Below are 17,820 nucleotides of genomic sequence, written 5' to 3' on the forward strand. Positions count from 1 at the left end.
GGGAAAAGGTCACTCCGCCATTAGACGCCATCTGCGCCGCAAAAGTGACGGCAACTTGCTCTCGTATTTTGCCCCAGAGAACTTACAGCGATTCCAATGAAGCCTGCCTAACTTTGGGCCAATTGGGTGGCGAAGGCGTCCAGCGACAGATTGCGCAGCAGGTTGCGGCGCATTCCGGACTGCACCTGGTCGAGGCCTCGGCTCGCTTGCTCAATCCAGCGGAACGAGAGGGCCGCGGCGAGACGCTCCAGCTCCGGCCGAAGATCCGTGTTGCGCACCAGTTCGGGAGTTCCCGCGCTCAGCAGCAGCAAGTCTTCCAGCAGCAACGAGAGCGAACGCAACAGCGCGGCCGTCTTCTGCTGTCCTTCAGCACCAGCGCGATAGGTCTCGGTCATGCGGAAGAGTGCCGTGTGGTCCGGGTCTGCGCTGCCAGAGCTGCTCGCTGCGGCGTTGCGGATGAAGATCAACGCGTCTGCACGCGCCGCTGTGTACGCAGTGAGATCGAAGCCCAGCGCCTTGCCCGCCGCTCCCTGCGCCAGTCTCGCGACCAGCAGACGTTGCGCCGGTTGAATCTCTGGACGCCGATCAGCCAGCAGCATCTCGATCTCCTCCACCGGCAACGCGCCCAGCCGCACCGTTCCGCAGCGCGAGCGGATCGTTGGCAGCAGTTCTCCCGGATTCTCCGCGAGGATGATGATGTGAACGGTATCTGGCGGCTCCTCCAGAACTTTCAGCAGCGAGTTCGCCGCCTCCTTCATGAAGTTGGCGGCAGTGAGGATAAAGATCTTTCGCGGAGCTTCGCTCGGCAGATAGTGCGACCGCTGGATCAGCGTCCGAACCTGCCCCAGCTTGATGAGAAGCTGCGGTGGATCAGGCGGAATGATCAGCACATCAGGATGAGGCTGCACCAGGACGCGAGTCTCTTTCTTGTCGGTCTCGCGCAGCTCTTCGCGAGCAGCGACCGCCGCTTCGACCTGCTCTTCAAGATTTGCTGCCGAGGCGATGCGCGTGCAGTTCGTGCAGACTCCGCAGAAGCTCGCCAGCGATTGGCCGTTCGACCAGAGATCGCGTGGCTGTCGCTCGCACTCCACCGCCATCGTCAGCATCAGGGCGAGCGTGTACTTGCCCGCGCCGCTTGGCCCCGAAAGGATCAGCGAGTGCGGAAGACGCCCGGCCGCGATGGCTGTGCGCAGGTGTTCTACAGCAAGCGAGTTGCCAAGAAAGTCGTTGAATGTTGCAGGCAGGGCCACATCCTCAAGGGTACCGCAAACCCTTGAGGAACCGTTCAGTGGGCCCTTAGGCTATTCGCCGGGGAGGAAGGCTTCGCGGCTGATCAGCATCTGCCAGTCCATATCGGAACGGCGACGCTTTGGGCCGTCTTCGAAGGTGATCTCATTCGCACGACGCTCAGGAAATGCAAAGGCGCAGATGTGATCGTGCTCCTGGACACTGGCCGAAAGCTTGGGCTCGTCAAACTCGTTGCGGGAGATCGTCTTGAAGCAGGCGAGGCACATCGTATCGTCCGAGCCATCCTGCTTTCTTCTATGGGGGAAGCGCGTTTTATTTTTCATGGGATATCACCGTTGGATACCGTAACCGGTGCTATACGTTGCCTCAATCCAACCTTGGTGTCATGTGGAAATGCTTCAAAAAGAGCGGCTAGAGCCGATAGACACTCTTTGCGGTCTCGCCAAGAATCATCTCTTGATGCCGCACTTTGAAGCTGCTCATCCAACCGCGAAGAGTCTCCCACCAACGCGAGTATCCGCTCGCGAGCAGACACACAGGCCAGTCCGACCCGGCCATGAGTCGTTCGGGGCCGAAGGCGGCAAGCGCTGCATCGAGATAGGGCCGCAGGCTTTCTAAAGTCCATGCCTCCCAATCACCTTCAGTAACCAGCCCGGAGAGCTTGCAGAAAACGTTCGGCTGGGCGGCGAGGGCGAAGAGATTCGTGCGCCAAGGCTCGATCTCTGCTGCGGTGATCTTCGGCTTGGCGAGGTGGTCAAGCACAAACGTCTGCCGAGGATGAAGCGCGACGAAACGCGCCGCCTGCGGCAGATGACGCTCGTGGATCAGGATGTCGTAGACCAGTCCCGTGCCGAGCAGAGATGCGATGCCGAGGTTGAAGTCCTCACGAAGGATGAAGTCGTCGTCCGGTTCGTCCTGGATGACATGACGTAGTCCCTTCAACTTTGCGGTGTCGCCAAGCTCGGAGAGCTGGGACGGCAGATCTCCTTGAACGATGGGCAGCCAGCCGACCACACCACGGATGGCGAGACTCTGCGCGGCGAGATCAAGCAGCCAGCGAGTCTCCTCGACGCTTTGACGGGCCTGAACGGCCACAGCGCCGTCCACCTGCGCCGCGGCCATCTCGCGCTCGAGGTCTTCGGGCAGGAAGTCGCGCTTCAACTGCTGCATCTGAGGCCCGATCCAGCCATAGTCTTCGCTGGTGTAACGCCAGAGATGTTGGTGCGAGTCGATGGTCTCTGCCATGTTGCGGATGGCCTCCTGCATTCTTCTGAAACGCGAATGCGATTCCGCTTGCACAATGCCGTTGCGGGTGTATTATTCGCTCCAGTTAGTTCCTGTTCCATTTTGGCACCCTGTTCGTCCTTCCTCTCCTCGCCCCAAACACAATTGAAAGAAAAGTTGTCCCTGTAATCCGGGCTGTGCGCAACAGAGCTTCACGCGACGCGAAGGAGTTACACATGTCCTACTTAAGACCGCCCTTGGCGGCCCTTTTCAATGCCTGCCTGAAGTACGTCAAACTGGGTAAAAACGCTCAAGGTACCGAGCGATGAAGCGCCTGATTGCGACACCCCGGCGACGAATCGCCACGACGGCACTGATGCTTGCTTCGTTTCTGGAGATCTGCGGATGCAACCCGGTGCGGACGTGCGAGCAGTTACGGCTCACGCGACTCTCCGCGATTCCCCTGCCGACCCTCCTCCAACAGTGCGCGGAGTGCCTTTCGTCGCAGGAGATTGCGACCCTTCGGCAGGCTGCCGACGGCTCCATCGAGCGAGGAATTGCAGCCGTCATCGCGACGGACGAGACGTTGGAGGAAGCTCTACTGCAACTACGCGGTCCATCGTTCGACTCGGGTGGAGACGCGAGCACGGACACCTGGACCGGCCCCGGCGTCCGTTCCGCAGCGTTGGATGGCGCTGCGTCAACTCAAGGCGGAGGACCGATTGCGTGGCCAATATCGAAGTCGGTGCTCCTGATCTACGACCGCGCTCCGGGGACTGGAGAAGTTCCGCGCCGCATCGGAACCGGCTTCGTCTTGACCGTTGCGGATCCACGCCATCGACAGGCCGTGAGATTTCTGGTGACGGCCCGGCATGTTGTCGATCCGCAATGGGCGAGTTGCGGGAAAGAGAATCCGGGCACCATTTCCGTCCGCTTCAATCGCTGGACTGGAGGTGTGGGCTACGAAACGATCGCACTCCAGAAGCGGGGACTGTCATCGATCGTGACCTCCTCCGATGAGCTCACCGATCTGGCGCTGATTCCTCTGACGCGTGAAACAGCTCCCCACATTGGGAGCTACCAGTTGAATGAGACCGCCTTTGATTCATTGCCAACGATCCTCGAGTTAAGTTCAATTCATCCCGATCAAAGGATCGTGACGGCGGGCATCTCGTCTCCTAAGATGAGCGGCCAGATGGACTTCCCCATCTCCGATCCTGGCGTCCTTGCAGCGGCCACCTCCAGGGTTCCCGTCAAGGTCAAGTGCTCGCCGGCATCCCGGGCGGTTCCGATTGAGCTATGGCTGATCGATGCCAGCATTCCGGAACATGTGAGCGGAGCCCCGGTCTATGCCGAACTGGCGCGGGGACATCATGGAGAGACCCAACCGATGCTGGTCGGAATTCAATCTGCCGTATGGCCGGGTAAGGGGGTTGCAGGTATGACTCCGGTGACCGCGCTGACGGACCTGGTGCAGTCAACTCTGAGCCGGGACGAGATCGCGATGAACCTTCGCGGAGGCGGACCCCATTGAGCGAAGCGCTTACACAGGAGGTCATTATACTGGCATCCTATGACGGTGTGGCGGCTGATTCCCCCGATCGCTTTGATGGGTTCCCTGATGGCAGCAGGCCAGGTCTCGCCGGCACAAGAGGCGGACGCGCCCGCACAAGGCATATCGACGATCAATGTGCGCTCCACGCTGGTGGTCGTCCCGGCGCTGGTGAAGACAAAGTCGGGAGCCCTGGTCTACACGCTGACGGCGAAGGACTTCACGCTGACGGACAACGGAGTGGAGCAGAAGCTGACGCTCGAGGACGACGCCGGAGGACAGCCACTGGCGCTGCTGGTGGTCGTCGAGACAGGTGGTGCGGGCGGACGCCAGCTCGACAACTACCGGACTTTGCCAGCCATGCTCGACGGTCTGCTTGGCGGGGTGCCCCACAAGGTTGGAGTGGTGGCGTTCGACGGCCATCCAGAGCTGGTGCAGAAGTTCACGCCGCATATGGATCGGGTGGAGATCGCATTGAACAATCTTGAAGCCGGAGATCCGAAAGCGGCCACCCTCGACGCGCTTGCGTTCGCGGTGAAGGTATTGAGCGTTCAGCCGCCCGAGTATCGCCGGGCAATTCTGCTGCTGAGCGAGACTATAGACCATGGCAGCACGACGACCCTCGCGGAGGCACTGCGCGCGGTAAGCGATACGAACACAGTCATCTACAGCGCGGCGTTTTCGAGCACGCGATCGGATGCGAAGAACGAGGCGAAGAAGTTCAGCCAGCCGGATACACCGGGACCTCCGGGAGGCTGCATGGCAAAGGACCCGGAGGCGGACCCGAATATCCCTGAGAACGAAGTCGCAAAAGCCTTCGAGTGCCTGAACATCCTGATCCCCCCGATTCGAGCCGCGAAGTTGGCCATCCTGGCGGGTATTCACGGACTAAGTCGCAATACACCAGAGACCGTGGCCCACCTCACGGGTGGCGAGTACTACAAGTTCGACAATGTGAAGTCGCTGGAGAAGGACCTCGCTACCATCTCGAATCACATCCCGAATCGGTATATGTTGAGCTTCCATCCTCAGTCGCCCCAGTCCGGGATTCATGCGCTTGAGTTAAGCCTGAAGGACTATCCGGATTTGAAGGTAACAGCAAGGTCGAGCTACTGGCTCGAGCCAGAGAACGATGGAAAGCCGTAGAATCGCGCTTTGAGCGAGGCAGCATGAGAGACGCATCCCGCCGCATGTTCTGCGTTGCCAGTCTTGCCACGGCGGCGAGCTTCGCGTCTCCGGGCCGCGGGATTTACGGGCAGGCACTCTCATCGGGAGGCATCCGTCCGGACGTCGCGGCAATCGATCATGACCGTATTTTGACCATGGCGGACGTTGCGATGGGGCAGCCAGTTCAGCCGATCACTTCGATTCCGGCGAAGCGTTCACCTGGAACAGCGAACGACTACTACTCCGAGCCGGAGGACTACTTCCCTGCCGGGGCCACGGATGCAACGTCACAAGCACCGTGGGTGCGACGGGGGAACACGATCAATTCAGACGCGTTCGCCGCGCATCGCGACTTGGTCTACAGTCTCGGTCGCTCCGTCGCGGCGCTGACTGCTGCCTTCGTAGTGACCCGAGAAGATCGCTATGCCGCGCGAGCCTCGGAGCATCTCCGAGCATGGTTTGTTGCTCCCGGCACACGAATGACGCCCAACCTGCAGTTTGCGCGACGGATTCCCGGCATGCCGGCGGGCAAGCCCGAAGGCCTGATCGAGACGGTGCCGCTGGCGGAGGTCGCGCGGTCGGTGCGTTTTCTGCCAAACAGCAACGCGCTAACCCCGGCGGACCTCACGGCGATCCACAATTGGTTCAGGGAGTACGCGGCGTGGATGAACGAGTCCCGCATGGGCGGTCTGGCGCGCGACATGAAGGATCAGCACGGCAGCTCGTGGCTGTTCCAGAGCGCAGCGTATGCGGATGCGAACGTCGTTGGGCTAACCTCCGACGACACCACCCTCAGCGCGCTGCGGCACCACTTCCGCACGGCAACCCTCCGGGCCGAAATGAATGGTAACGGAATCTTCCCTCACGTCGTCTCATCTCCGAACCCATACCGCGACTGCCTCTTCAACCTTGACCTTCTCTGCCTGGCCTGCGAACTAATGACGACGCGCTTCGACAATCCGTGGGAGTTTGAGCTACAGGACGGTCCGGGACTCCGGGCGGCGGTCGCGTTCCACTATCCGGCCATCGCGAACCGCGCAGTCTGGCAGTACCCGGCGGATCTGGCGCACTTCAAGGATCTTCCCGGGCGGCGGATAAGCCTATTGCTGGCGGGGCGAGCGTATCGCCATCCGGAGTATGTCGACCTTTGGCGAACCCTGCAACCGCTGCCCGAGATCGCCGCGCCGGAGGTTCTGCGCTCCTTCGCAGTGACGCAGCCGGTATTATGGTTCACTCCGCCGAAACTGGTGGCCGCTCCCGCGTAACTGTGGCATGGCCGCAAGTTGCGTACACTTCCACGGTATGGTCGACAAGGTTTCCCGGGGCTCCGATTCTGCATCCAACTCCAACTGAGAGAAAGGCCGCGAACGGTAACGGCAGGTGACTGAGATATGAATATGACTCTGACGGAAAAATCCGCCCTCCTCGACAGGACCCTTAGCCAGCTCGGAAGCGTGCTGGTCGCGTACTCCGGCGGAACCGATTCGGCATACCTGGCATGGAGCGCGCATCGCGTGCTCGGCGACAATATGCTGGCGGTCATCGCGGACTCGGCCTCTCTTCCACGCGCGGAACTCTCCGCGGCCGTGGATTTTACGAAGACCCATAAGATTCCCACCTACATCCTGCACACCGAGGAGTTGGAAAACGCTGACTACTCGCGCAACGATAGCCGGCGATGCTTCCACTGCAAGGATGAGCTGTTCAGTCGCATGGAGAAGGAGCGCAAGCGGCTGGCGTACCGGCATATCGCCTACGGGATGAACATGGACGATAAAGGGGAGTTCCGCCCCGGCCAGATGGCCGCAGAACAGCATCGCGCGGTCGCTCCTCTGTTCACCGCGCAGCTGCGGAAGTCTGAGATACGCACGCTGGCGCGAGCGGCTGAGTTGTCGATTGCAGAGAAGCCCGCGTCGGCGTGCCTCGCCTCCCGCATCGAGTACGGCCGGGCGGTCACCAAGGAAAACCTGTCACAGGTGGAGCTTGCCGAAGAGATCCTTCACGAGCTTGGCTTCTCTCAGGTCCGCGTGCGCCACCATGGGGATCTCGCGCGAATTGAGATCGATCGCGCCGATCTTCCGCGTGCACTGTCGATGAAGGTGCTCGATCAGATCACCCCGGCGATCAAGGAGCTGGGATTTCAATACGTCACCCTGGATGCGCAGGGATATCGCTCGGGGTCGATGAACGATATTCTCTCCGCGTCGGATATCCTCTCCGCAATTCGATAGAGGATGGGCGAAAATGGATGTCGGATGACGATGACTAAGATTGCTTACCTGGACTGCTTCGCCGGGCTCTCGGGCGACATGTTTCTTGGCGCGCTAATCGGCGCTGGTGTGGATCGCAAGAGGCTCGAAGATGCCGTGACTGCTCTTCAGCTCGGAGCCTCCTTGCAGATCAGGACGGTTGACCGAAGTGGAATATCGAGCGTCAAGGTCGATGTGTTTGAGGGCGGGCGTCTAGCCGAGGCGGTGCCCTCGTCGCCGGACAGCTTTCAAGATCAGGTCGCCGTCAATCCGGTCTACTCCCGTCATCCCGAGACCCAGCATCAGCACAAGACTGGCGTGCCACATACTCACGATACGCCCCACGGTCATGACCACGCGCATGGCGAGGACAGCGAGCCGCACCCTCATGCTCATGAGCATGGGCGTTCTCTTACGACGATCCGCAAGCTCATCCGGGAGTCGAAGCTGCCTGCTCCTGTCATCTGCACGGCGGTTCGCGCCTTTGAACTGCTTGGCGAATCCGAAGCAAGAATCCACAATGTTCCCGTCGAACAGATTCACTTCCACGAAGTAGGGGCCGTCGACGCGATCGTGGACATCGTTGCCGCATCGGCCGGAATTCATGCGCTTGGCGCCGACCGATGGATGGCATCGCCGGTGAATGTCGGCGGCGGCATGGTGGACTGCGCGCACGGACGCTTCCCCGTTCCCGCGCCTGCGACTGCCGATCTCCTGCGCGGAGTTCCAACTTACTCAGCCCATGTACAGATGGAGCTAGTGACACCCACCGGAGCGGCGCTCCTGCGCGTTCTGATCGAAGAGAAGGGACTGACCTTCGGCCCGCAGCCGGCGATGACGGTCCACAAGATCGGGTATGGCGCGGGATCGCGCGATCCTAAGGCGTTCCCGAATGTCCTCCGCCTCTCGGTCGGGGAGACCTCTGCGGCGGCGCAATCGAGCCATCGAAATCATCATGACTCTCAGACGGTGACCGTGCTCGAGACGGCGCTCGACGACCTGTCGCCGCAGGTGCTGGCGCATGTTGCGGAGATGGCACTGCACCGAGGCGCGCTCGACGTCATGCTCACTCCGGTAATCATGAAAAAGGGACGTCCCGGAACCTTGCTGACCGTTTTATGCAATCCCGGAGATCGCGCGGAACTGGAACGGCTGCTCCTGACGGAGACGACCACGCTGGGGATTCGCATCCGCGAAGACAAGCGCTCCTGCCTCGACCGGTCTTTCAGCACGGTTGAGACAGCATACGGCCCGGTGAAGATGAAGATAGGCAGCCTCGCAGGCGAACAATTAAACGCCAATCCGGAGTTCGAGGACTGCCGCGCTGCCGCGGCCGAGCACAGCGTGCCGGTAAAGCAGGTGCAGCAGGCAGCCATCTCAGCGTATGTGTCTCAGATGAACCTGCAGGGAAAAAATGGATAAGTCCGCACTGCTCGCCTTGTTGGCATCGGTCGAACGGGGTGAGATCACTCCCGCAGCCGGAGCGGAGAGGCTGACCAATCTACCGTTCGAGGACATCGGACACGCGCGCATCGACCATCATCGAAGTCTGCGGATAGGCCTGCCGGAGGTGATCTACGCCGAAGGAAAGACTCCCGGGCAGGTCGCCGATATCTTTTCTCGGATGGCGGAAGCCGGCAGCGACGTCCTGGCGACTCGCGTCTCCACAGAAGCAGTGACCGCTATCCAACTGGCGGTTCCGGGAACTGTCCACTATGAGATCGCTCGGATCGTAGCGCTTCGCCAGGCGCTGCCCCTGAACGAGGATGAGTGGCCGTGCATCGCGGTTCTATGCGCCGGGACGAGCGATCTCCCCATAGCCGAAGAAGCTGCAGTAACCGCAGAGCACTTCGGAGTGAGAGTTCTGAGGCTCTACGACGTCGGCGTGGCCGGTGTTCATCGGCTGCTTGCCGTCCGTGAGCAACTGGTGCAGGCGGATGCGGTGATCGTCTGCGCCGGGATGGAGGGAGCCTTGCCATCGGTGGTTGGCGGGCTGGTTGGCGTGCCGGTGATCGCGGTCCCTACGTCGGTCGGATACGGGGCGAGCTTCGGCGGCGTGACGGCTTTGTTGGGGATGTTGAACTCCTGCTCACCAAATGTTTCTGTGGTGAATATCGACAACGGGTTCGGCGCGGCCTACACCGCAACCCTGATTGCTCGTGCAAAGCGGCGATAGCACTTCTATCCTTCCGTCCGCGAAATTCTGCTTTTTCAGACCCATCTGCGAGCAATGATCCGCATCAAACGGCGTGAAAACGTTCACTGAAGCGAAGGAGAAACCGCATGGAACGCCGTGATTTCCTGAAGTCCGCAACCGCCGCGAGCCTTGCTGCCGCTGCCAACGGAACCGCGCCCGCAAACGCGCAGTCGCCGAAGTCCGCCACGACTCGACCACAGTCGCCGGACATGATCTACCGCCAGCTTGGAACGACAGGCGAGATGGTCTCGGCCATCGGGTTGGGCGGATTTCATATCGGCAAACAGCCGGATCCCGCAGAGAGTATCTCGCTCATCCGCAAAGCAGTCGACAGCGGCATCACCTTCCTCGACAACTGCTGGGACTACAACGACGGCACCAGTGAGGTCCGCATGGGCAACGCCCTCCGCGATGGGTACCGCGACAAGGTCTTCCTGATGACGAAGATGGATGGCCGTACGAAGGCGGAGTACAACAAGCAGCTCGACGAGTCGCTAAGCCGGCTGCGGACGGACATGATCGACCTGGTTCAGTTCCACGAGATCATTCGGTTTGAAGATCCAGATCGTATCTTCGCTCCCGGCGGGGCGCTCGAAGCAGCAGTCGCCGCCCGGCAGGCGGGAAAGATCCGGTACATAGGCTTCACCGGGCATAAAGACCCGCAGATTCACCTGCGGATGCTGGAGATGGCGGACCAGCACAACTTCCACTTCGACACCGTGCAGATGCCCATCAACGTGATGGACGCGCACTTCCGATCATTCGAGAAGGAAGTGCTACCGGTCGCGCAGAAGAAGGGCATCGGCGTGCTCGCGATGAAGACCTTTGGCGACAACTTCATCCTGAGCAGCAAGACGGTCGAAGCCATTCCGGCGCTGCACTACAGCCTAACGCAGCCCGTATCCGTGGTGATCACGGGAATCGATAAGCCGGAGATCCTGACCCAGGCTTTGCAGGCGGCAAAGACCTTCAAGCCACTGTCGCAGACCGAGATTGCAGCTATGCTCGAAAGAACAAAGGACGCTGCGATGACCGGCAAGTACGAACTCTTCAAGACGACACCGCACTTCGACGGGACCGCGAACAATCCGAAGTGGCTTGGGAATTCGACGCTGGCATAGCTGCCGGGGTGTCGCTTCCCATTCCTGTCGGAGGGCCCTCCACCCGTGGTGCAGTTTTTCTTGACAATTCAAACTGGCTGCGCCTAATGTCGTGCTCTGAGCGATGGAGCCATGCGCCCGTCGCTGTAACTCGACCGGCGCAGCTACCGATCTAAAGAATCAATCGCTCAGAGAAGAGTGATCCTATGCTTCCCTTTGATCGGCGTCCGTGGGCCAAGACCCTTGCAACTGTCGTGATCGCTTGCTCCCTTACAGCCGCCGTAACGGCGACTTATTTCCTTTACAGCTTTCAGGAACTCCACATTCCTGAGATCGCGATCATTCTGCTACTTCTACTAACAATCATTCCGCCCAACGTGGAGATCGTTCTTCGGAAGAAGAAGAAACATACCGAAGAGAGTTCCGGCAGCGTGCCGGTACATCACCTTCGCACTCCGTAGATCCTCTATTGATTGACACCGCTGGCCAGGAATCCGCCATCGACCACCAGTATCTCGCCTGTAATAAAGGCTGAGGCATCACTGGCCAGGAAGATCGCCGAGCCCACAAGCTCCTCGGTTTTTCCGAAGCGCCCCATTGGTGTGCGCATCTTCAGTTCTCGTCCCCGTTCGCTCTTGTCCAGCAATTCCGCATTAAGCGCAGTGCGAAAGACGCCCGGAGCGATGGCGTTGACGGTCACTCCCTGAGCGCTCCATTCGACTGCTAGCGATTTCGTCAGCGCCCCGACGGCCGCCTTCGAAGCCGCATAGGCGGTGACCTCCTTCAAGCTGACAAAGGTGTTCAGAGACGCGATGTTGATGATCCGCCCATAGCCGCGCCCGAGCATGTGACGGCCGAAGATCTGGCAGGCGCGCAGCGTGCCGGTCACGTTCGTGTCCATGATGTCGTTCCATTGCTCTTCCGGGAAGTCTACCGTCGGAGCGCGCTTGATCTTACCGGCGCAGTTTATGAGGATGTCGACCTTGCCAAAGCCATCGAGCGAAGCCACGAGCAGACGTTCCAACGAACCGCGATCACCGACGTCGGAAGCAATACGAAGCGACTTGACTCCATGAGCCTCGATGGCGTCCGCTGCCTCATCCACCTGCTCCTGCCGCCGCGAGGTGGCTGCGACGTCTGCGCCGGCTTCCGCAAGGCCGACTGCCATGGCGAGGCCTATCCCTGACGTACCTCCGATGACGACTGCTGACTTCCCCTTAAGATCGAACAAGGTACTTCCCATGTGCAGACTTGCCTTTCTAATTGGCTGACTGAATTCGTTGGAGGATCTCTGTAACTACTGCCTCGGGCTCGCGATCGTTCTTCACGACAAGAGCGTCTGAGGGCGCTTCAAGCGTGGCAAGCTGGCTGTCGAGGAGAGCTGGCGTCATGAACTCGTGATGTCGAGCGGCAAGTCGTTGCTGGAGCAGTTCGCGGGGGAGATCGAGCAGGCAGAAGGTCACCGCGCCATCCGGCATGCCTGCCGCGAGAGTGTGCCGATAGGTATCCTTCAACGCTGAGCACGCAAGCACACCGTTAGTGCCTCCCCCGTGCCACTCGCGGAGCAGAGCGTTCAACGTCTCCAGCCACGGCTGGCGGTCGGCGTCGTCGAGCGGATGGCCGGCGGCCATCTTCGCCTTATTGGCGGCGGGATGGTAGTCATCGGCATCGGCAAAAATTGCGTCGGCACGCTCCGCGAGAAGCTTGCCGATGGTGGACTTGCCGGAACCACTCACTCCCATGACAACGACGATCATCTTAAATCCTTATTGACCAAGGAAGACCGGCTTGATGTGACGCTCGAAGAGGTTCGCGGTGACGTTCTTCGCGACGATCTCCTCGTTCGCCTCAAGCGCCTTCAGGTACCGGTCGCCCATCTTCGCGGCAACTTTGAAGCCCACGTGAAGTAGTTGACGGAAGCTCTGATTGTAAGCCGGGTTGGACTGGTCATGACGTAGCGCAGAGGTGAACTGCTCGCTGGTCCAGGTCTCGACCTCGGCGGGAAGAGGCAACGCAGCGGGATCGATATCGATGACAGTGGCGTAAGGGGCGCAGAGTTCGGCGCTGTGCGCATAGGCTTCCGCATACACCTCAATCGCCAGCGCAAGTCCGTCGCCGCCCGACTCCGCGAGACCGATCAGCTCCTCGAGCCACGTGGTTCCTGCGGTCTTCAGGTGGACGCCAGCGCCAGTCTTGGTCACAGCAGCATGGATCGACTTGTAGATGGAAAACTTGTCCGAACCCGAGTGGACGCTGAGCTTTAGGTTCGCGGGCAGGCCGTAGGTCTTGATGGCGAAGGCGATGGCGGCGAGGTCCTCTTCGAACTCCTTCGCGAACTGCGCGACATCGCCGACATAGTCGACACCCTTGTTGAAGCGGCCGGTGAACTTCGGTGCGATCGTCTGGATGGCGATCTTCTCATCGGCGATAGCGGCCAGGATGATGAGCAGTTCAACCGGCGTCTGCGGCGAATCCGTCTCGTCCATGGAGATCTCTGGAACGAAGCATCCGATGCCTTTGTTCTCCAGAAGCATGCGATAGATCACCCCTGCATGTTGGACCGCGGCGAGGAACTTATTGGCCACGCGGGAGACAAAGGCCGCGTCCGTGTGGAAGGGCTCGGCGATTCCGGGGATGATGACCTCGCCGATCAGTTCCGGGTGGCGCGCGAGGAAAGCAGCGACGTCTGCCTCCTTCGCAGGCTGGCCGATCAGGTCGGCGACGTCGATGGTGAAGAAGTCGCTGGGCGCGAGGAAGCGCGGCACGGTCGTCAGATTGATGTGATCCGCATCGAGGAAGTAGGGCTTCGTCCAGCCCAGCGCCGCGACGGCGGCATCGGCTGCGGCGCGCGTCTGCACTGGCTCGGAGCCGATAATCGTGTGCTCACGGTTGGACTTGTTCCAGACGGGGACTACTTCCACACCGGCTCTCGCCGCGAAGATGCAGGCGGTAAGTTGCGCCTTTGCCTGGTGGGCGAAACGGTCGCCAACGCCGATAGAGAAGCGGGGTAGCTCTAGAGCTTTAGACATGGGTAAACGTTCCCTCTGCGGAAGCTGGTAATTGGTCGTACCACTTCCACGTCGATCAGCATACACGGTTCCCCGCCGCTTCGTCTCGAGCCAAGGAGACATGCCGTAGCCTCATGACATCTTGCCGAACATCTTTCATCCGGAGCTCCACCAGTTGTTTGAGACGCTGGGCTACGCGGGTAGATATGCTCTCCACCGCCGGTAGTGCCGCCGGCAGGGCGACGCTCCCGGCGCTGGAGAAGCGCTGGGTGGCGGTGTAGTGCCGGTTTGATCCGAGATCAAACCGGTTATACCTTTCGCACGATCCCCGAATAGGCTTCCAGTACCTTGTCGGATGTCAGAAGAACGAGTCCCTCACTCATCGCCTGAGCCATGAGCGCCCGATCGAACGGGTCCTTATGTAGAAGCGGCAAGGAACTGACAGCAAATGCGTGATCGCTCGTAAACGCCAGCTCGCCATACCCATAATCCAGGAGTCCGCGCCGTAACACCCTTGGCTCGACATCAAAGTCCGGCCGCTCGAGCCCGCGCTTGATCGCAACCTCCCAGATACTGATCGAGCTGAAGATCACCTCGTTTGCAGGGTCCGTGATCAATTCACTCGCAGACTTCGGCAAGAGGCCGGAGCCGGACGCAGCCCAGATTAAAAGGTGCGTGTCCAGGAGGAGCTTCAATCCTGCTTCCCATAGAACATCTCTTCAATCTCTGCCTGGCCCATCGTGTCGAAGTCGTCCGGCACCTTGCATTGACCATCGAGAAATCCAATCCGCTTCATCGCCCTTGCCTTCGGATCTTCCTCGATTGCCGTTACCTTCACCAGCGGCTTTCCCGCGCGCGCGATGATGAACGGCTCGCCCTTCACCGCCTTCTCCACCAGCTTGGAAAGGTGCGTCTTGGCCTCGTGCATGTTCACGGTTTCCATCTTTCGATCTTAGCTTAGTCCATAGACTTAGTCCACTTGAGAACATGATCCTGTGCGTTCTCCATGTTCAAATAGAACTCAAAGGAATCGAGCAAAAAAATGCCTCTGAACTGTGGAATTGTAGGTCTGCCGAACGTCGGCAAGAGCACCATCTTTAACGCACTCACATCGGCCAAGGCCCAGGCCGCGAACTACCCGTTCTGCACGATCGACCCCAACACCGGCGTCGTCACCGTGCCCGATGAGCGGCTGGCGAAGATCTCCGCGCTGATCAAGCCCGACAGCCTCGTTCCCACCACGATGGAGTTCATCGACATCGCTGGCCTAGTCGAGGGCGCGTCGAAGGGCGAAGGGCTCGGCAACCAGTTCTTAGGACACATTCGCGCGACCGATGCAGTCTGCCACGTCGTCCGCTGCTTCGACGACGCGGAGGTGATCCACGTCGCCGGCGGCGTGAACCCGCTGCACGACATCGACATCATCAACACCGAGCTGTTGCTGGCCGACCTCGACACGGTCGAGAAGCGTTTCACCAAGGTGGAGCGTTCCGCCAAGGCCACCGCCGACCAGAAGATCAAGGCCGAGCACGCGACGCTGCAGAAGCTCCTCGCCGTCCTCAACGCCGGCAAACCCGCACGCACCGCCGACCTCACCGACGAGGAGCGTCTCATCGCGCGCGACCTCTTCCTGATCACGATGAAGCCGCAACTCTACGTCGCGAATGTCGACGAAGCCGGCCTCACCGACGGCAACGCCTACACGAAGCTCGTCGAGGACCGTGCCAAGGAAGAAGGCGCACAGGTGGTCAGCATCTGCGGGGCGCTTGAGAGCGAGATCGCATTGCTCGAGCCGTCGGAACGCGACGAGTTTCTCGCCGACATGGGCCTTAAGGAGCCCGGCCTCAACCGCCTTATCCACTCCGCGTATCGGCTGCTGGACCTCATCACGTACTTCACCGCAGGCGTGCAGGAGGTTCGCGCGTGGACGATCAAGCGCGGCACCAAGGCTCCCGGAGCGGCCGGGGTGATCCACTCGGACTTTGAGAAGGGATTCATCAAGGCAGACTGCTACGCTTCCGACGATCTCTTCCTCTATGGCAGCGAGCAGGCGGTGAAAGAAAAGGGCCTGCTGCGGTCGGAAGGTAAGGAGTACATCGTGAAGGACGGCGATATCCTCTTCTTCAAGTTCAACGTGTAGTTCTTCAACCTTCCGCTGGGCGGAAAAGGAACACGATGGTTGCAATTCAAGTTGAATACCAGGGAGACCTGCACTGCAAGGCAGTGCACGGTCCCTCCCAGACAGAACTCACCACCGACGCCCCTAAAGATAACCAGGGCCGTGGCGAAAGCTTCTCTCCCACGGATCTGATCGCGACTGCGCTCGGCAGTTGCATTCTCAGCGTGATGGGCATACTTGCGCGCACGCTTGAGGTTGACATCAGCGGCTCCACGGCGACGGTCGAAAAGGAGATGACTTCGACGCCGCCGAGAATGATCGCAAGCCTTACTGTCCGCGTTCACGTTCCGCATGATCTTAGCCCTGAGAATCAGGCCAAGTTTGAGCGAGCGGCCCATACCTGCCCTGTCCACAAGAGCCTTCACCCGGACGTCAAAGCGCCTATCGAATTTGTCTGGGGATAGATCAGCCGGATCGCTTCAGCGTGGACTTATAGGTACCAAACTCCCATGCTGAAAGTTCAATATGCGGGGTTTGCACTTCGCGGGATCATTCTCCCCTCGCAGATTCATCGCGGAACCACAACGAACTTCTCCACCGCCACTTTCCTTCCTGACGTGGCATATCTCGGGTCCGGAACAAACGTTACCGTGATTTCATCAAATCGCTGTAGAGCACTCCTCTTTGGTATCAGGAACGTAATCGTCTCTTCCGTCCGCCCAGTTTCATGATTCTGGGCGCGCTTGATTCCCAGGTTCAGGCCTACCTTCTTCTTCGAACTGGAGTCCGTAAGGGTTAGTCCCACACCAAGTGCTCCCTGCGCCACATCGTTGGTGATCACCACCTGCATCTCGCCACATGAAGCCATCTCAATCGGCCCGGCCAGCCGTTGATGCGCCTCCATCAACAACGGGAGCCTGTCGGTTGAGTGCACGTTTACCTTCAATGGATCGCCCTTCGTCGCCTGTGAGTCCTTCCCCGGCGTCTCACCCTCAAACTTGAAGTACCAGTAAGGCCCATAAAACGGAATCACCAGCGGTTCAGCTGCGCCTGGAGCAGGCACATCGCTCTTCACTGGAAGTCTCAGGACCGTCTTCTTCTCTTTTTCTAGAGGCCAAAGCACAATCGTGTGAAACCCCGATGACGCATCACCCTTTGCCTTGATCGTCGGCATCTTGCGAGCCGTCAATCCCCACTGTCCCGTAAACAGCGATGATTGCAGCACCGCCGGATTTGACAGACCGAACAGGACGCAAAGAAATGCCGCAGTAATGAGGATGTAGATACGGTCTTCACGCCCTCGCGTGTTCGCCGATGGCTGCACCCGCTTCAACGCGCTTGCAACCTGTAACGCGAGCAGATACACCGCCGTTGCCAGACACAGCGTGGCGACCATCATGCGGTCAGCTGCTGCCATCGCTACCGTTGCGCCCCACAACACCGCAATCCCAAACGGAACCCACGACGAAGCTCCAATCTGTACTTCTGTCGCGAAGATCTCGCTGCCGAGATATCCCTCAACGTCAATCGCAGTTGCGCCTTCTTTCGTAAACGGGAACATATACGCGGCCATCAGCACCGCTGCCACGCTCGCAATCGCCTGCGCCAGCAGCGACTGCCGATGAATCAGCAGCGCGATCGCAGGCAAAAATACCCAGCCCCGCAGCGCTCCCCGTAACAGCACTCCCAACTCACCCGAGGCCCTGCGTGGCATCGCCACCCAGTGTCCGAACGCACCCGCCAGACATGCAAGCACGATATAGATCGCCGCCGTCTGAAACCTTTCCGACCACGCAAGTGCGTGAGGCCACGGCGGTTTGCAAATCAGCATACATACCACAAACGCCAGGTTCAGCCCAGTTGCCATCGCCAGCCAGCCACGAACGCTAACCTTGCCTGGCCTTCGCTCTTCTATCGAAGCCTGCGAGTAAAGGATGGACTCCATGGAGCATCACC

At 59.9% G+C, this 17,820-nt stretch carries 19 protein-coding genes; 10 read left to right on the forward strand and 9 right to left on the reverse strand.

The features are described 5' to 3' along the window. Positions 1-107 precede the first annotated feature (107 nt). The 3 genes from HDF16_RS20475 to HDF16_RS20485 all read right to left on the reverse strand — a co-directional run bounded on the left by HDF16_RS20475 (position 108) and on the right by HDF16_RS20485 (position 2,493). On the reverse strand, positions 108-1,250 hold the full coding sequence (locus tag HDF16_RS20475) for a DNA polymerase III subunit (protein WP_184221086.1): 1,143 nt from the start codon (positions 1,248-1,250) through the stop codon (positions 108-110). Positions 1,251-1,301: 51 nt separating this feature from the next. Continuing rightward, on the reverse strand, positions 1,302-1,571 hold the full coding sequence (locus HDF16_RS20480; RefSeq protein ID WP_184221088.1) for a hypothetical protein: 270 nt from the start codon (positions 1,569-1,571) through the stop codon (positions 1,302-1,304). Positions 1,572-1,659: 88 nt separating this feature from the next. Further along, the gene (locus tag HDF16_RS20485; protein WP_184221090.1) at positions 1,660-2,493 is read right to left on the reverse strand and encodes an amidohydrolase family protein; all 834 of its coding nucleotides are present in this window, start codon (positions 2,491-2,493) and stop codon (positions 1,660-1,662) included. A gap of 304 nt (positions 2,494-2,797) precedes the next feature. Here HDF16_RS20485 and HDF16_RS20490 point away from each other — a divergent pair, with 304 nt between their 5' ends. From HDF16_RS20490 to HDF16_RS20525, 8 genes are all read left to right on the forward strand, one after another. Then, a complete protein-coding gene (locus HDF16_RS20490; RefSeq protein WP_184221092.1) occupies positions 2,798-4,006 on the forward strand; it encodes a hypothetical protein in 1,209 nt (402 codons plus the stop codon). A gap of 87 nt (positions 4,007-4,093) precedes the next feature. Continuing rightward, positions 4,094-5,170: a VWA domain-containing protein gene (locus tag HDF16_RS20495; RefSeq protein ID WP_246409490.1), complete on the forward strand. Its 1,077-nt coding sequence runs from the start codon at positions 4,094-4,096 to the stop codon at positions 5,168-5,170. A gap of 23 nt (positions 5,171-5,193) precedes the next feature. Then, complete coding sequence (locus HDF16_RS20500) at positions 5,194-6,456, forward strand: alginate lyase family protein (RefSeq protein WP_184221096.1); 1,263 nt, start codon at positions 5,194-5,196, stop codon at positions 6,454-6,456. Positions 6,457-6,582: 126 nt separating this feature from the next. Next, positions 6,583-7,422 carry an ATP-dependent sacrificial sulfur transferase LarE gene (larE, locus tag HDF16_RS20505; protein WP_246409493.1) on the forward strand — a complete coding sequence of 280 codons (840 nt, stop codon included), beginning with the start codon at positions 6,583-6,585 and terminating at the stop codon, positions 7,420-7,422. 24 nt (positions 7,423-7,446) lie between these two features. After that, the gene (gene larC, locus HDF16_RS20510; protein ID WP_246409496.1) at positions 7,447-8,862 is read left to right on the forward strand and encodes a nickel pincer cofactor biosynthesis protein LarC; all 1,416 of its coding nucleotides are present in this window, start codon (positions 7,447-7,449) and stop codon (positions 8,860-8,862) included. Beyond that, positions 8,855-9,616: a nickel pincer cofactor biosynthesis protein LarB gene (larB, locus tag HDF16_RS20515; protein ID WP_184221098.1), complete on the forward strand. Its 762-nt coding sequence runs from the start codon at positions 8,855-8,857 to the stop codon at positions 9,614-9,616. Before larC ends, larB begins: the two co-directional genes overlap by 8 nt. Positions 9,617-9,723: 107 nt before the next feature. Beyond that, positions 9,724-10,758 carry an aldo/keto reductase gene (locus HDF16_RS20520; RefSeq protein WP_184221100.1) on the forward strand — a complete coding sequence of 345 codons (1,035 nt, stop codon included), beginning with the start codon at positions 9,724-9,726 and terminating at the stop codon, positions 10,756-10,758. Between the two features lie 185 nt (positions 10,759-10,943). Then, a complete protein-coding gene (locus HDF16_RS20525) occupies positions 10,944-11,198 on the forward strand; it encodes a hypothetical protein (protein ID WP_184221102.1) in 255 nt (84 codons plus the stop codon). A 5-nt stretch (positions 11,199-11,203) separates the two neighbouring features. Here HDF16_RS20525 and HDF16_RS20530 read toward each other — a convergent pair whose 3' ends face one another. The 5 genes from HDF16_RS20530 to HDF16_RS20550 form a co-directional block, all read right to left on the reverse strand. Beyond that, entirely contained in the window at positions 11,204-11,980 is a 777-nt protein-coding gene (locus HDF16_RS20530; protein ID WP_184221104.1) for an SDR family NAD(P)-dependent oxidoreductase, read from the reverse strand. A 16-nt stretch (positions 11,981-11,996) separates the two neighbouring features. Next, on the reverse strand, positions 11,997-12,494 hold the full coding sequence (locus tag HDF16_RS20535; RefSeq protein ID WP_184221106.1) for a gluconokinase: 498 nt from the start codon (positions 12,492-12,494) through the stop codon (positions 11,997-11,999). 9 nt (positions 12,495-12,503) lie between these two features. After that, positions 12,504-13,766: a tagaturonate epimerase family protein gene (locus HDF16_RS20540; RefSeq protein ID WP_184221108.1), complete on the reverse strand. Its 1,263-nt coding sequence runs from the start codon at positions 13,764-13,766 to the stop codon at positions 12,504-12,506. A 287-nt stretch (positions 13,767-14,053) separates the two neighbouring features. Beyond that, complete coding sequence (locus HDF16_RS20545; RefSeq protein ID WP_184221110.1) at positions 14,054-14,440, reverse strand: type II toxin-antitoxin system VapC family toxin; 387 nt, start codon at positions 14,438-14,440, stop codon at positions 14,054-14,056. After that, positions 14,437-14,688 carry a type II toxin-antitoxin system Phd/YefM family antitoxin gene (locus tag HDF16_RS20550; RefSeq protein WP_184221112.1) on the reverse strand — a complete coding sequence of 84 codons (252 nt, stop codon included), beginning with the start codon at positions 14,686-14,688 and terminating at the stop codon, positions 14,437-14,439. Before HDF16_RS20550 ends, HDF16_RS20545 begins: the two co-directional genes overlap by 4 nt. Before the next feature lie 99 nt (positions 14,689-14,787). Between HDF16_RS20550 and ychF the strand changes: the two genes are divergently transcribed. Together ychF and HDF16_RS20560 are read left to right on the forward strand one after the other, a co-directional pair. Then, the gene (gene ychF, locus HDF16_RS20555) at positions 14,788-15,885 is read left to right on the forward strand and encodes a redox-regulated ATPase YchF (protein WP_184221114.1); all 1,098 of its coding nucleotides are present in this window, start codon (positions 14,788-14,790) and stop codon (positions 15,883-15,885) included. A 35-nt stretch (positions 15,886-15,920) separates the two neighbouring features. After that, positions 15,921-16,328, forward strand: coding sequence for an OsmC family protein (locus HDF16_RS20560; RefSeq protein WP_184221116.1), 408 nt, complete (start codon positions 15,921-15,923; stop codon positions 16,326-16,328). 104 nt (positions 16,329-16,432) lie between these two features. Here the strand turns inward: HDF16_RS20560 and HDF16_RS20565 are convergent, their stop codons facing one another. Further along, entirely contained in the window at positions 16,433-17,809 is a 1,377-nt protein-coding gene (locus HDF16_RS20565) for a hypothetical protein (RefSeq protein ID WP_184221118.1), read from the reverse strand. Positions 17,810-17,820 lie beyond the last annotated feature (11 nt).

The organism is Granulicella aggregans (genome assembly GCF_014203275.1).
GTDB lineage: Bacteria > Acidobacteriota > Terriglobia > Terriglobales > Acidobacteriaceae > Edaphobacter.